Origin of the sequence: Curtobacterium sp. VKM Ac-2852 (genome assembly GCF_013205045.1) — a bacterium.
Classification (GTDB): Bacteria; Actinomycetota; Actinomycetes; order Actinomycetales; family Microbacteriaceae; genus Curtobacterium; species Curtobacterium flaccumfaciens.
In genome coordinates this window covers 732,014-746,357 of the sequence record NZ_JABMLI010000002.1, presented here as the reverse complement: position 1 = coordinate 746,357, position 14,344 = coordinate 732,014, and the positions used below count along the sequence as shown (strand labels likewise).

Sequence of the window (14,344 nt, the reverse complement as noted above, 5' to 3'; positions counted from 1 at the left end):
TCAGCATCCTTTAATGCCGTCCAGTGAGGCGGGGAAGGGGGTCGACGTGGGAACCAGAACGGTCCTGCAACAGCCCGACATCACGCGTGCCCTGACACGCATCGCGCACGAGATCCTCGAAGCCAACCACGGGGGCTCGGACCTCGTGCTCCTCGGCATCCCGACCCGGGGTGCCGTCCTGGCGGAACGCCTCGGCCGGATCCTGGCCGGCATCGAGCCGGAGTGGTCCTCGGCCGCCGGCGGCATCGGGACGGAGCGTGTCGGCACGCTCGACGTCACCATGCACCGGGACGACCTCGGCCACGGCATCGGTCGCGCGCCGCACCGGACGGTCATCCCCGCCGGCGGCATCGACGGCAAGGTCGTCGTGCTCGTCGACGACGTGCTCTACTCCGGCCGCACCGTCCGCGCCGCGCTCGACGCGCTGCAGGGCATCGGACGGCCGCGAGCCGTCCGGCTCGCCGTGCTCGTCGACCGCGGCCACCGCGACCTTCCGATCCGTGCGGACCACGTGGGCAAGAACCTGCCGACCGCGTCCGACGAGCGGGTCACGCTGCACCTGGCCGAGACCGACGGCGACGACACCGTGTTCATCGAGCAGGGGGTGGCGTGATGCGGCACCTGCTCTCCACCGCCGACCTGTCCCGCGACCAGGCCGTCCACATCCTCGACGTCGCCGAGGAGATGGCCGAGGTCAACACGCGCGAGGTCCGGAAGCTCCCGGCCCTGCGCGGCAAGACCGTGGTGAACCTGTTCTTCGAGGACTCCACGCGCACGCGGATCTCGTTCGAGGCCGCGGCGAAGCGCCTGTCCGCCGACGTCCTGAACTTCGCCGCGAAGGGCTCGAGCGTCTCGAAGGGCGAATCCCTGAAGGACACCGTGCAGACCCTCGGCGCGATGGGCATCGACGGCATCGTCATGCGCCACGGTGCCTCAGGCGCCCCGCGGGTGCTCGCCGACGCCGATTGGATCGACGTGCCGGTGGTCAATGCCGGTGACGGGACCCACGAGCACCCGACGCAGGCGCTGCTCGACGCCTTCACCATGCGCCGCCGCCTGCACGGCACCGGCTCGCGCGGCCAGGGCCTCGACGGCGTGCGCGTCCTGATCATCGGCGACGTGCTGCACAGCCGGGTCGCCCGGTCGAACGCGTGGCTGCTCCGCACCCTCGGGGCGAGCGTGACGTTCGCCGCGCCGCCGACACTGCTGCCCGCCACCCCGACCCCGTTCGGCGCCGCGGTGCACCACGACCTCGACACCGCCCTGGCCGAGGACCCGGACGTCGTCATGACGCTCCGCATCCAGCAGGAACGCATGAACGACGCCTTCTTCCCGAACCCGCGCGAGTACACGCGGCACTGGGGCCTGACGGCGGCGCGCTTCGGGCGGCTGTCCGAGCGCACGCTGATCATGCACCCCGGTCCGATGAACCGCGGACTCGAGATCGCCGGCGTCGCCGCCGACGACCCCCGCTCGACCGTCGTCGAGCAGGTCGAGAACGGCGTCTCGGTCCGGATGGCCGTCCTCTACCTCGCCCTGACGGGCAGTGCCGGCAACGGCACCGACGCGAAGGAGTCCGCCGCATGACCGCTCACCTGATCCGTGGCGCGCAGCTGGTCGACGGCTCGCGTGCCGACATCCGAACGGAGGGCGGGCGCATCACCGCGGTCGGGACCGGTCTCGACACGGCCGGCGCCACCACCGTGGACGCGGACGGCCTCATCGCCCTGCCCGGTCTCGTGGACCTCCACACGCACCTGCGCGAGCCCGGTCACGAGGAGTCCGAGACGGTCCTGACCGGCTCGCGTGCCGCGGCTGCCGGCGGGTTCACCGCCGTCAACGCCATGGCGAACTCGAGCCCCGTCGCGGACACCGCCGGGGTCGTCGAGCAGGTCCAGGCCCTCGGGGACGACGCCGGCTACGTGACGGTCCGCCCGATCGGCGCCGTGTCACAGGGGCTGCAGGGCACGCACCTGTCCGAGATCGGCGCGATGGCGACGTCCAGGGCGAAGGTCCGGGTCTTCTCGGACGACGGCTCCTGCGTGGCCGACCCGCTGCTCATGCGCCGCGCACTCGAGTACATCAAGGGCTTCGGCGGAGTGCTCGCGCAGCACGCCCAGGAGCCCCGGCTGACCATCGGCGCGCAGATGAACGAGGGCCGACTCTCCTCGGAGCTCGGCCTCGCCGGCTGGCCCGCCGTCGCGGAAGAGGCGATCATCGCCCGCGACGTCCTGCTCGCCGACCACGTCGGAGCACGCCTGCACGTCTGCCACGTCTCGACGGCCGGCAGCGTCGAGGTGATCCGGTGGGCGAAGTCCCGCGGCATCGACGTCACGGCCGAGGTCACGCCGCACCACCTGGTGCTCACCGAGGACCTCATCGCCGGCCACGACGGTGCCCCCGGGTACGACGCCCGCTACAAGGTGAACCCGCCGCTCCGCGCCCGCGAGGACGTCGAGGCACTCCGCGCGGCCCTGGCCGACGGCACCATCGACATCGTCGCGACCGACCACGCACCGCACACCGCCGAGGCGAAGTGCTGCGAGTGGCCCGCCGCCGCGAACGGCATGGTGGGCCTCGAATCCGCGCTGAGCGTGGTGCAGGCCGCCGTGGTCGACGACGGCCGGCTCGACTGGGCCGACGTCGCCCGGGTGCTGTCCGAGGCACCGGCGCGGATCGGCCAGGTCGAGGAGCACGGGCAGCGGATCGCCGCGGGCGCCCCCGCCGAGATCACCCTCTACGACCCGTCGGCCAGTCGCGAGTTCGCGGTCACCGACCTCGCCGGGCAGTCGCAGAACTCGCCGTACCTCGGCATGACGCTGCCGGGCCGGGTCGTCGCCACCTTCCACCAGGGGTACGCGACGGTGCTCGACGGCGTGGTCGTCGACGCGGAGACGATCGCGGCGCACGCCGCGGCGCTCCGGACGGGGGCGCGCGCATGAGCGGCGACGCCCAGCGCTGGCTCCTCGGCGCGGTGATCCTGCTCGCGGTCGCCGCCCTGTTCGTGGCGATGGCGCGCACCTGGCGGACGCGGACCAGGAAGCAGGCGGAAGCCGTGCCTCCGGTCCGGGTACCGGCCGATCTGGCACCTGCGGTCGGGTCGTGGGACGGGTTCACCGTCGCGACGACCCGTGCCGACCAGCCGTTGGAACGCATCACCGCAGGCGGCCTCGGGTTCCGCGGCCGCGGCGGGGTGACGGTCCACGCGACCGGCGTGGTGATGCGCCTCGCCGGCACGGACGACCGCTGGATCGCGCGTGACGCGGTCCGCGGTGCCGACCGCTCCACGTGGGCGATCGACCGAGTGGTCGAACCCGGGGGACTGGTCCGTCTGCGATGGACGGCGACCGGCGCCGCAGGTGCGACGGACCTGGACACCTACTTCCGGTTCCCGGAGGGCGACGCAGCCGCGCTGCACGCCCTGCAGGGACTGACCGAGACCGGGCCGCAGGCGACTGCGGCCGATGCTCCGCGAACCGCGGGCGAAGGGAAGAAAGCATGACACGCGAACGGGCCGTCCTGGTCCTCGAAGACGGCACCCGGTATGACGGCTGGGCCTACGGCGCCCGTGGGCGCACGCTCGGTGAGGTGGTCTTCGCGACCGGCATGACCGGCTACCAGGAGACGCTGACCGACCCCTCCTACGCCGGGCAGATCGTGGTGCAGACCGCGCCGCACATCGGCAACACGGGCGTGAACGACGAGGACCCCGAGTCCCGTCGCATCTGGGTCGCCGGGTACGTCGTGCGCGACCCCAGTCGCGTGGTGTCGAACCACCGCGCGAACGCCACGCTCGACGACCACCTGGTGCGCGACGGCATCGTCGGTATCTCCGGCATCGACACCCGCGCGCTCACCCGCCGCATCCGTGACGCCGGCGCCATGAAGGGCGGCGTCTTCAGCGGTGCGGACGCGGCACTGCCGGAGTCGGAGCAGCTGGACGCGGTCGTGTCGCAGGCGACGATGGCCGGCGCGAGCTTCTCGGCGGTCGTGTCCACCCCGGAGACCTACGTCGTCCCCGCCGTCGGCGAGCAGATCGGCACCCTGGCCGTGCTCGACCTCGGCGTGAAGGCCTCGACCACCCGGTACCTCGCCGCCCGCGGTTTCGAGGTGCACGTGGTGCCGCAGGACATCTCCGCTCCGGAGCTGGAAGCCCTCGCACCGGACGCCCTGTTCTACTCGAACGGCCCCGGCGACCCCGCCGCGTCGGACGCGCAGGTGGAACTGCTGCAGGACAGCCTGCGCACCGGCCGGCCGTTCTTCGGCATCTGCTTCGGCAACCAGCTGCTCGGCCGTGCGCTCGGCTTCGGCACCTACAAGCTGCCCTTCGGCCACCGCGGCATCAACCAGCCGGTGCTCGACACGACCACGGGCAAGGTCGAGATCACGAGCCAGAACCACGGCTTCGCGGTCGACGCACCCCTCGGCGAGGTCCTCGAGTCCCCGGCCGGGTTCGGTCGGGTCGAGGTCTCGCACTACTCGCTGAACGACAACGTGGTCGAGGGCCTCCGCGCGCTCGACGTGCCGGCGTTCAGCGTGCAGTACCACCCCGAGGCCGCCGCCGGACCGCACGACAGCATGTACCTCTTCGACCGGTTCGCGGACATGGTGCGCGAGCGTCGCGACGGGGAGCCGCTCGACGCGGCCACCGCCGACGCCACGACCCCCGCAGCAGACATCACCAAGGAAGCGAACTGATGCCCAAGCGCGCAGACATCAACTCCGTCCTCGTCATCGGTTCCGGCCCGATCGTCATCGGTCAGGCCGCCGAGTTCGACTACTCCGGCACCCAGGCGTGCCGCGTCCTCCGGGCCGAGGGCGTCCGGGTCATCCTGGTCAACCCGAACCCGGCGACGATCATGACCGACCCCGACTTCGCCGACGCGACCTACATCGAGCCGATCACGAACGCGTCGCTCGAGGAGATCATCCGCATCGAGAAGCCGGACGCCGTCCTGCCGACCCTCGGCGGCCAGACGGCCCTGAACGCGGCCATCGCGCTCGACGAGGCCGGCATCCTCACCAAGCACGGCGTCGAGCTCATCGGTGCCAAGGTCGAGGCGATCCAGCGCGGCGAGGACCGTCAGCTCTTCAAGGAGCTCGTGCTCGAGTCCGGCGCCGACGTCGCCCGCAGCCACATCGCGCACACGCTCGAAGAAGCGAAGGAGTTCGCGAAGGACCTCGGGTACCCGCTGGTCGTCCGCCCGTCCTTCACCATGGGCGGCCTCGGCTCGGGCTTCGCCTACAACGAGGCCGAACTCGTCCGCTTCGTCGGCGACGGGCTGCAGTCCAGCCCGACGACCGAGGTCCTGCTCGAGGAGTCCATCCTCGGCTGGAAGGAGTACGAGCTCGAGCTCATGCGCGACAACTACGACAACACCGTCGTCATCTGCTCCATCGAGAACGTCGACCCGGTCGGTGTCCACACCGGTGACTCGATCACGGTCGCCCCCGCGCTGACCCTGACCGACCGCGAGTACCAGAACATGCGGAACATCGGCATCGACATCATCCGTCGCGTCGGTGTCGACACCGGCGGCTGCAACATCCAGTTCGCCGTCGACCCGTCCAACGGCCGCGTCATCGTCATCGAGATGAACCCCCGCGTGTCCCGCTCGTCGGCCCTCGCGTCGAAGGCCACGGGCTTCCCGATCGCCAAGATCGCGGCGAAGCTCGCCATCGGCTACCGGCTCGACGAGATCGAGAACGACATCACGAAGGTCACCCCGGCGAGCTTCGAGCCGACGCTCGACTACGTGGTCGTGAAGACCCCGCGGTTCGCGTTCGAGAAGTTCCCGGCCGCCGACGCCACCCTCACCACGACGATGAAGAGCGTCGGCGAGGCGATGGCCATCGGCCGGAACTACGCCACCGCACTGCAGAAGTCGCTGCGCTCGCTCGAGAAGCGCGGGTCGAGCTTCCACTGGGACACCCCGGCGGCCGAGCTCGACAAGGACGCCCTGCTGGCGAAGTCGTCGATCCCGACCGACGGTCGCATCGTCACGGTCCAGCAGGCCCTGGTCGCGGGCGCCACCGCGGACGAGGTCTTCGAGGCCACCAAGATCGACCCCTGGTTCATCGACCAGATCGTGCTCATCAACGAGGTCGCGAACGAGGTCCGTGCCGCCGAGTCCCTCGACGCGGACACCCTGCGCTGGGCGAAGGAGCACGGCTTCAGCGACACCCAGATCGCGAGCCTGCGCAGCTCGGACGCGGCACCGGTCTCCGAGCAGCAGGTCCGCGACGAGCGGCACGCCCAGGGCATCCGGCCCGTCTTCAAGACGGTCGACACCTGCGCCGGCGAGTTCCCGGCCCTGACGCCGTACCACTACTCGTCGTACGACACCGAGACCGAGGTCGTCCCGAGCGACCGCAAGAAGGTCGTCATCCTCGGCTCCGGCCCGAACCGCATCGGACAGGGCGTCGAGTTCGACTACTCCTGCGTGCACGCGTCCTTCGCGCTGAGCGCCGCCGGGTTCGAGACGATCATGATCAACTGCAACCCCGAGACCGTGTCGACCGACTACGACACCTCGGACCGCCTGTACTTCGAGCCCCTGACCGCCGAGGACGTCCTCGAGGTCATCGAGGCCGAGGCCGCGTCCGGCGAGCTCGTCGGTGTCGTCGTGCAGCTCGGTGGTCAGACCGCCCTGGGCCTGGCGAAGCCGCTCGAGGCCGCGGGCATCCCGATCCTCGGCACCAGCCCGACCGCGATCGACTCGGCCGAGGAGCGCGGACAGTTCTCCGCCATCCTCGACGCCGCCGGTCTGCTCGCACCGCGGAACGGCACGGCCCACGACCTGGCGAGCGCGACCACGGTGGCCGAGGAGATCGGGTACCCCGTCCTCGTCCGCCCGTCGTTCGTGCTCGGCGGGCGCGGCATGGAGATCCTGTACGACTCCCCGTCGCTGGCGGACTACTTCGACCGGATGGCCGACCAGGCGATCATCGGCCCGGAGCTCCCGCTGCTGGTCGACCGGTTCCTGGACGACGCCGTCGAGATCGACGTCGACGCGCTCTTCGACGGCGAGCGGCTGTACATCGGCGGCATCATGGAGCACCTCGAAGAGGCCGGCATCCACTCCGGTGACTCGGCGTGCACCCTGCCCCCGGTCGGCCTCGGCCGCGCGGAGATCCAGGGCGTCGTCGACGCGACCGAGAAGATCGCCCGCGGCATCGGCGTGCAGGGCCTGCTCAACGTCCAGTTCGCCATCGGCGCCGGCGTGCTCTACGTCCTCGAGGCGAACCCGCGCGCCAGCCGCACGGTGCCCTTCGTCTCGAAGGCGCTCGGCATCCCGCTGGCCAAGGCCGCGTCCCGCATCATGACCGGCACCACGGTCGCCGAGCTCGTCGCCGAGGGCATGCTGCCCGAGCGTGACGGCGCGTTCGTGCCCGCGCAGTCGCCGGTCGCCGTGAAGGAGGCCGTGCTGCCCTTCCGTCGCTTCCGCACCCGCGAGGGCCAGGTCGTCGACTCGGTGCTCAGCCCCGAGATGCGCTCCACCGGCGAGGTCATGGGCATCGACCGCGACTTCCCGCGGGCGTTCCTCAAGTCGCAGGACGCCGCGTACGGCGGCCTGCCGACCAGCGGCACGGTCTTCGTGAGCGTCGCCGACACCGACAAGCGTGCGATCGTGCTGCCGGTGCACCGCCTGCAGCAGCTCGGCTTCACGATCATCGCGACCGAGGGCACGGCGGAGATCCTCCGCCGCAACGGCATCGAGGTCGGGATCGTCGGCAAGTACAGCCAGGGCGGCGAGAGCGTCGTCGACCTGCTCGCCACGGGCGAGGTCGACATCGTCATCAACACGCCGTCGGGTGCCGCCGGTCGTGCGGACGGGTACGAGATCCGTGCGGCCACGGTGGCGGCGGACAAGCCGCTCTTCACGACGATCGCGCAGATCGGGGCGGCCGTCGCGGCGATCGAGACGATCGGCTCGCCGCTCAACGTCCGCAGCCTGCAGGACTACGCGCGCGAGCGCGCGACCTGGTGACGGCTGCCATCGTGGACACGCCCCGGTCTGGAGGCCCGGCCTCCTTCGGCGTCCGCCTCGCGTCCGCCATGGGGGAGCGTTCACCGCTCTGCGTCGGGATCGACCCCCACGCCGCCACTCTGGCGGCGTGGGGGCTCGCCCGCGACGAGCAGGGCCTCACGGCGTTCGGCGCGACCCTGGTCGACGCGGCCGCCGGCCGCGCGGCGATCGTGAAGCCGCAGGTCGCCTTCTTCGAGGCGGCGGGGGTTGCGGGCTACCGTGCGCTCGACGCGACGATCCGCCGGGCACGCGATGCGGGCCTCCTGGTCGTCGCCGACGTGAAGCGGGGCGACATCGGGACCACCGGTGACGACTACGCGCTCGCGTGGCTCGACCGCGACGGGCCGTTCGCGGCCGACGCGATGACCGTGTCGCCGTACCTCGGGTACGACTCGCTCCGGGGCACGATCGACGTCGCGCGCCGGAACGGTGCCGGGGTCTTCGTGCTCGCGGCGACGAGCAACCCCGAGGCCCGGGTGCTGCAGACCGCGGTGCTCGCCGAGGGACCGCGTACCGGCCGGACGGTCGCGGCCGGTATCGTCTTGGACGTGGCAGACGACAACCGGTCCGTGGGCGATCAGGCCCTCGGCGACGTCGGGCTCGTGCTCGGCGCGACCCTTCACCTCGACGACTTCGGCATCGACGCGGACGCGATCGGCACCGCGCCGGTCCTCGCTCCGGGCTTCGGTGCCCAGGGCGCCCGCATCGAGGACCTCCGTGCGCTGTACGGCGCGCGTGCCGAGCAGGTGCTCGTGAGCGAGTCGCGCGGCCTGCTGACCGACGGTCCGGACGGTGCCGCGGCGCTCGTCGCCGACCGCGCCGATCGCATCCGCACCGCACTGGCGGCGGCAGCGTGACCGACGACCACGAGGGCCTGCCCGCCCACCGCACCCCGCCAGAGGTCGACCGCGTCGCCGCGGCGAAGGCCGCCGTGGCCGCGCGACGCGCCCGGGCCGCGGTGAAGGCCGCGATCGCGTCGGGGGAGCGCTCCGCGCTCGACGTCGCCCGTGCCGCGTGGGACGACTCGCTGGTCGAGACGACCTCGGCCGAACGCTCGCTGCGGGTCCGTGACCTGCTGGTGAGCCTGCCGGGCATCGGCCCCGCGCGAGCCGAGGCGATCATGGGGTCCCTGCGGATCGCACCGTCGAAGCGCCTCGGTGGCCTGGGGACCCGGCAGCGCGCGGCCCTGGCCGACTGGCTCGCCGCCCGCGGTCGCAAGCGTGGTGCCTCGAAGCTCGTCGTGCTCGCCGGACCCACCGCGGTCGGCAAGGGCACGGTCAGCGCGCACATCCGACAGCACTACCCGGACGTCAACCTCAGCGTCTCGGCCACCACCCGGAAGCCGCGCCCCGGCGAGGTCGACGGCGTGCACTACTACTTCGTGGACGACGACGAGTTCGACCGCATGATCCGCGACCGCGAGCTGCTCGAGTGGGCGACCGTCCACAACTCGTACCGCTACGGCACCCCGCGCCCGCCGATCGACCGCGCGCTCGACGCCGGCGAGAAGGTCATGCTCGAGATCGACCTGCAGGGCGCCCGGCAGGTCCGCGACGCCATGCCCGAGGCGGTGCTCGTGTTCCTGCTGCCCCCGACGTGGGAGGAACTGGTGCGCCGGCTCATCGGCCGCGGGACCGAATCCGCGGAGGAACAAGCGCGTCGCCTCGAGACCGCGAAGGTCGAGCTGGCCGCCCAGGACGAGTTCGACGTGCGGATCGTGAACTCCGATGTCGGCACCGCGGCACGTGAGGTCGTAGACTTGTTCTCTGCGCCCTGACGGGTGCACTGACTTCGAGGAGACACCATGGCCAACCCCCAGGGCATCATCGACCCGCCCATCGACGACCTGCTCAGCAAGGTCGAGTCGAAGTACGCGCTCGTCATCTTCGCGTCCAAGCGCGCCCGCCAGATCAACGACTACTACGCCGACCTGCACGAGGGCTCGCTCTTCGACAACGTCGGACCGCTTGTCGACTCGACGATCGACGACAAGCCGCTGTCCGTCGCGCTCCACGAGATCAACGAGGACAAGCTCACCGTCACCAAGCAGCAGCAGCCCACCGACTGATCCCGGTGACTGCAGCTGCTCTCCGCCTCTTCACGTCCGAGTCGGTGACCGAGGGGCACCCCGACAAGATCTGCGACCAGATCTCGGACAGCATCCTCGACGCACTGCTCACGGTCGACCCGAACGCGCGCGTCGCCGTCGAGACGATGGTGACCACCGGGCTCGTGCACGTCGCCGGCGAGGTCACGACCTCCGGCTACGTCGAGATCCCCAAGCTCGTCCGTGACGTCATCACCGGGATCGGCTACAACTCGTCGGACGTCTCGTTCGACGGTGCCACCTGTGGTGTCGAGGTCTCGATCGGTGCGCAGTCGCCGGACATCGCGCAGGGTGTGGACGAGTCGCTCGACTCCCGCACCGGTGCGGTCGACCCGCTCGACCGTCAGGGCGCCGGCGACCAGGGCATCATGTTCGGCTTCGCGACGAACGAGACCCCCGAGTACATGCCGGTCGCGATCTGGCTGGCGCACCGCCTGGCCGAGCGCCTGGCCGCGGTCCGGAAGTCGGGCGAGCTGTCGTTCCTGCGCCCGGACGGCAAGACCCAGGTCACCATCGGGTACGACGGCGTCGTGCCGAAGACCGTCGAGACCGTCGTGCTCTCCACGCAGCACTCGCCGAGCGTCACGCTCGACGAGCTCACCGCCGCGATCACCGAGCACGTGATCCGTCCGGTCCTCGACCTGGTCGACCTCGACTCGTCGCACGTCGACGTCATCGTGAACCCGACCGGTCGCTTCGAGATCGGCGGCCCCCAGGGCGACGCCGGGCTCACCGGCCGCAAGGTGATCGTCGACACCTACGGCGGGGCCTCCCGTCACGGTGGCGGCGCGTTCAGCGGCAAGGACCCGTCGAAGGTCGACCGTTCGGCGGCGTACGCGCTGCGCTGGGTCGCCAAGAACGCGGTCGCCGCGGGGCTCGCCGACCGGCTCGAGGTGCAGGTCGCGTACGCGATCGGCCGTGCGAAGCCCGTCGGGCTCTACGTCGAGACCTTCGGCACCGGACACGTCGACGACGCCACGATCGAGGCCGCCATCCGCCAGGTGTTCGACCTGCGTCCGGCCGCGATCATCCGCGACCTCGACCTGCTCCGACCGATCTACGCGCAGACCGCGACCTACGGCCACTTCGGCCGCGAGCTCCCCGGGTTCACGTGGGAGCAGCTCGACCGTGTCGAGGAACTCCGCGCCGCCGCAGGACTCGTCGCCGCGACCGTCTGAAGCACCGCGTGACCACCGTCGCGCGCGTCGTCCTCGACTCGCCGCTCCCGCAGTTGGACCGTCTGTTCGACTACCGGGTACCGGCCGAGCTCGAGGACGACTGCGTCGCGGGGGTCCGCGTCAAGGTGCCGCTGCGCACCGGGGCGCGGATGTCCGACGGCTACGTCGTCGAGATCGTCACCGAGGGTGAGTACCCAGGTGAGTTGAGCCAGATCGAGGCCGTCCTGTCCCCGGTGCCCGTCCTGGCGCCGGAGATCTGGACCCTCGCGCGTGCCGTCGCCGACCGGGCCGCGGGGGTCGCCTCCGACGTCCTGCGCCTCGCCGTGCCCCCGCGGCAGGTGCGCGCCGAGAAGGCCTGGCTCGCCCGGGACACCGCGTGGTCGCCGCCGCCGGTGACCGCCCCGCCCGTCACCGGCTACGCCGACGGCGTCCTGGAGGCCGTGGTGACGGAGCACGGACGCGCTGCGGTCGCCGCCGTGCCCCAGCCCGTGGCGATGGGCGACGCGGACGCGCCGGTCTGGGTCCCGGGGTGGGCCGCCACGCTCGCCCAGGCGGCCGCGCACACCGTGGCGGCCGAGCAGTCCGCGGTGATCGCCGTTCCGGACTTCCGCGACGTCATCGACCTCGAGCGTGCCCTGCTCGCCGTGCTGCCTCCGGAGCGGGTGGTGCGCTTCGACGCGAAGCAGACGAACGGGCAGCGCGCGAAGGCACTGCTGCAGGCCCGCACGCACCCGGTGGTCGCGATCGGCAACCGCACGGCGATGTACGCACCGGCGACGGAGCTCGGCCTGATCGCCATGTGGGACGACGGCGACGCCTCGTTCATCGAGCAGCGGGCGCCCTACGTGCACACGCGCGACGTCGCCCTGGTGCGGGCCGCCCAGTCCGGTGCCGCGCTGCTGTTCGTCTCACACGCGCGCAGCACCGACGTGCAGCGCCTGGTCGAGCTGCACTGGCTGCAGGACGTCGTGCCGTACCGCGTGAAGACCCCGAAGGTCATCCCCACCGTGCAGCAGACCGGGGCCGAGGGGTTCGCCGCGCAGGCGCGCATCCCGAGCTCTGCGTGGCGTGCCGCGCGCGAGGCCAGCCAGCACGGTGCCGTCCTGGTGCAGGTCGCGAGCCCGGGCTTCGGCACCGGGCTGGTCTGTGCCGAGTGCGGCGAACGCGCGCACTGCCGGGTCTGCGGCGGGCCGCTCGGCAGCCCGCACCGTGGCGCCACGCCCCAGTGCCGCTTCTGCGGCGCGCTGGCCGTCGGGTTCCGCTGCCCGACGTGCGGCAACGGCACCGTGAAGCCGGTCGGTCAGGGAGCGCAACGGACCGCCGACGAACTCGGGCGGGCGTTCCCCGGCACCCGGATCGTGGTCGCCGACGGCTCTCGCCCGCTCGACGAGGTCCCCGCCCGCCCGTCCGTCGTCGTCGCCACCCGTGGGGCCGAGCCGTCGGTGCCGGGGGGCTACGCCTGCGTCCTGCTGCTGGACGGTGAGAAGATGCTCGCCCGCGAGGGGCTGCGCGTGCAGGAGGACGTCCTGCGCTTCTGGACGAACGCGGCGGCGAAGTCGTCTCCCGGGGCCGAGGTGTACCTGGTCGGGATCGGCGGGCGGCTGGCCTCGGCGATGGCCCTGTGGCGACTCGACGGACCCGCGCACGACGAGCTGACCGACCGCCGCGAACTCCACTTCCCGCCGGCGGTCCGGGTGGCGACGATGACCGGTACCGACGAGGCCGTCACCGCGGCGGTCGAAGCGCTCGGCGACGCCGTCGTCGGTCCGGTGCTCGGCCCGGTCCCGGTCGAGGACGACGCCCTGCCGGGCACGGTCCGGGCGATCGTGCGGTTCCCGTACGCGCACGGGGCAGAGGTCGCCGCCACGCTCAAGGCCGAGGTCATCCGGCGCTCGTCGACCCGGCGGGTGCTCAAGGGCGGCAACCGCCGACGGGCCGCTCCGACGCTGCGGGTGCGGTTGGACGACGCCGAACCGTTCTCCGAGGTCTGACGCCGTCGGGCCCGGGCGTGCCCGATTGCTGCACGACGCAGAACGACACCGTCGACGTCGTGCGACGTCGGCGGTGTCGTTCGGGGTCTGCCGCCGTGCGGCGACCGACTGGTGCGGGTCGGTCAGGCGTTGGCGGGCCGGCGACGCTCCCGCGGCAGCACGACGCCGAGGGCGACCATGCCGATGGCGAGGACGAGGTGCAGCCAGTTGTCGGCGTTGTTCAGCGGGACGAAGTTCGCACCCGAGCTGTGGCCGGCGGTGAACAGGCCGTAGATCCACAGCACGAAGTAGACGATCCCGCCGATCACCAGGTACATCCGCGAACCGGAGGCACGGTTGGCGGCGAGCAGTCCGACGACGCCGAACAGCAGGTGCACGATGTTGTGCAGCACGGACACCTGGAAGATGCCGAGCAGCATGCCCATCGACTCGTGTCCGGCCCCGGCCAGGTCGCCGGTCGTGATGCCGGGGACGAACCCGGCGATCCCGACGAGCAGGAACACGATGCCGACCACGAGGGCGGCCTTCTGGACGGACGAACCGGCGTAGCGGTTGGTGGCGGTGGTGACGTCACTCATGGTGTCTCCTGATCTCAGCGCGGTTGCGCGGGGTTGGTGGGCACGCCGTGGGACGGCGGGTTGATCGCCGGACCGGCGGTGGCCGGCGTGACGTCCGCTGGTGCCGAGGCCCCCGCAGACGTCTCGGGGAGCTGCTCCGGCACGGAACCGGTCGGCTCCGCACCGCCGTCCAGGGCCTCGATCCGGTGACGGATCCGCTCCAGCACCGGCAACCGTGCGCCGTGGGCGTTCTCGTGGTCGAGCAGCACCTCGAGCTGCTCGCGGTCGAGGGCCGTCAGGTGCTCCGTCAGGTTGCCGAGCGGGACGTGGTCGAAGTCCGGGATGGGCAGGTCTCGGTCGGTCATGGTGCTCCTTCCGTCGATACCGCCAGAACGTACGCAGCCCACGCTCTGCTGGTGCACAGGCAGTGCCGAGCACCGCGTGCTCCGGACAGGCGGTCGGGGTCGGGTGGGCCCGTCGG

At 71.8% G+C, this 14,344-nt stretch carries 13 protein-coding genes; 11 read left to right on the top strand and 2 right to left on the bottom strand.

The window, feature by feature from the left end:
* Window positions 1-46 precede the first annotated feature (46 nt).
* The 11 genes from pyrR to HQQ79_RS09910 are packed head-to-tail and all read left to right on the top strand — an operon-like array spanning window position 47 to window position 13,306.
* Complete coding sequence (pyrR, locus tag HQQ79_RS09960; RefSeq protein WP_173034012.1) at window positions 47-613, top strand: bifunctional pyr operon transcriptional regulator/uracil phosphoribosyltransferase PyrR; 567 nt, start codon at window positions 47-49, stop codon at window positions 611-613.
* A complete protein-coding gene (locus HQQ79_RS09955; protein ID WP_173034010.1) occupies window positions 613-1,587 on the top strand; it encodes an aspartate carbamoyltransferase catalytic subunit in 975 nt (324 codons plus the stop codon). Before pyrR ends, HQQ79_RS09955 begins: the two co-directional genes overlap by 1 nt.
* Entirely contained in the window at window positions 1,584-2,942 is a 1,359-nt protein-coding gene (locus HQQ79_RS09950) for a dihydroorotase (protein ID WP_173034008.1), read from the top strand. The genes HQQ79_RS09955 and HQQ79_RS09950 overlap by 4 nt, the downstream gene beginning before the upstream one ends.
* Entirely contained in the window at window positions 2,939-3,502 is a 564-nt protein-coding gene (locus HQQ79_RS09945) for a hypothetical protein (protein ID WP_051596738.1), read from the top strand. The genes HQQ79_RS09950 and HQQ79_RS09945 overlap by 4 nt, the downstream gene beginning before the upstream one ends.
* Window positions 3,499-4,698, top strand: a complete 1,200-nt coding sequence (gene carA / locus HQQ79_RS09940) for a glutamine-hydrolyzing carbamoyl-phosphate synthase small subunit (RefSeq protein ID WP_173034006.1) — start codon at window positions 3,499-3,501, stop codon at window positions 4,696-4,698. Before HQQ79_RS09945 ends, carA begins: the two co-directional genes overlap by 4 nt.
* The gene (carB, locus tag HQQ79_RS09935) at window positions 4,698-7,991 is read left to right on the top strand and encodes a carbamoyl-phosphate synthase large subunit (protein ID WP_173033997.1); all 3,294 of its coding nucleotides are present in this window, start codon (window positions 4,698-4,700) and stop codon (window positions 7,989-7,991) included. The genes carA and carB overlap by 1 nt, the downstream gene beginning before the upstream one ends.
* A gap of 11 nt (window positions 7,992-8,002) precedes the next feature.
* Window positions 8,003-8,887 (top strand): orotidine-5'-phosphate decarboxylase, encoded by an 885-nt coding sequence (pyrF, locus tag HQQ79_RS09930; RefSeq protein WP_367948084.1) that lies wholly within the window; start codon window positions 8,003-8,005, stop codon window positions 8,885-8,887.
* Complete coding sequence (gmk, locus tag HQQ79_RS09925) at window positions 8,884-9,807, top strand: guanylate kinase (RefSeq protein ID WP_232536487.1); 924 nt, start codon at window positions 8,884-8,886, stop codon at window positions 9,805-9,807. Before pyrF ends, gmk begins: the two co-directional genes overlap by 4 nt.
* 27 nt (window positions 9,808-9,834) lie before the next feature.
* The gene (gene rpoZ, locus HQQ79_RS09920) at window positions 9,835-10,098 is read left to right on the top strand and encodes a DNA-directed RNA polymerase subunit omega (protein WP_017887186.1); all 264 of its coding nucleotides are present in this window, start codon (window positions 9,835-9,837) and stop codon (window positions 10,096-10,098) included.
* Between the two features lie 5 nt (window positions 10,099-10,103).
* Window positions 10,104-11,315 carry a methionine adenosyltransferase gene (metK, locus tag HQQ79_RS09915; RefSeq protein ID WP_110858970.1) on the top strand — a complete coding sequence of 404 codons (1,212 nt, stop codon included), beginning with the start codon at window positions 10,104-10,106 and terminating at the stop codon, window positions 11,313-11,315.
* An 8-nt stretch (window positions 11,316-11,323) separates the two neighbouring features.
* Window positions 11,324-13,306 (top strand): primosomal protein N', encoded by a 1,983-nt coding sequence (locus tag HQQ79_RS09910; RefSeq protein WP_173033986.1) that lies wholly within the window; start codon window positions 11,324-11,326, stop codon window positions 13,304-13,306.
* A gap of 122 nt (window positions 13,307-13,428) precedes the next feature.
* On the opposite strand, the gene HQQ79_RS09905 is transcribed toward HQQ79_RS09910, so the two are convergent.
* Together HQQ79_RS09905 and HQQ79_RS09900 are read right to left on the bottom strand one after the other, a co-directional pair.
* Entirely contained in the window at window positions 13,429-13,884 is a 456-nt protein-coding gene (locus tag HQQ79_RS09905; RefSeq protein ID WP_071403720.1) for a DUF4383 domain-containing protein, read from the bottom strand.
* Window positions 13,885-13,898: 14 nt separating this feature from the next.
* Window positions 13,899-14,228: a hypothetical protein gene (locus HQQ79_RS09900; protein ID WP_173033984.1), complete on the bottom strand. Its 330-nt coding sequence runs from the start codon at window positions 14,226-14,228 to the stop codon at window positions 13,899-13,901.
* Window positions 14,229-14,344 lie beyond the last annotated feature (116 nt).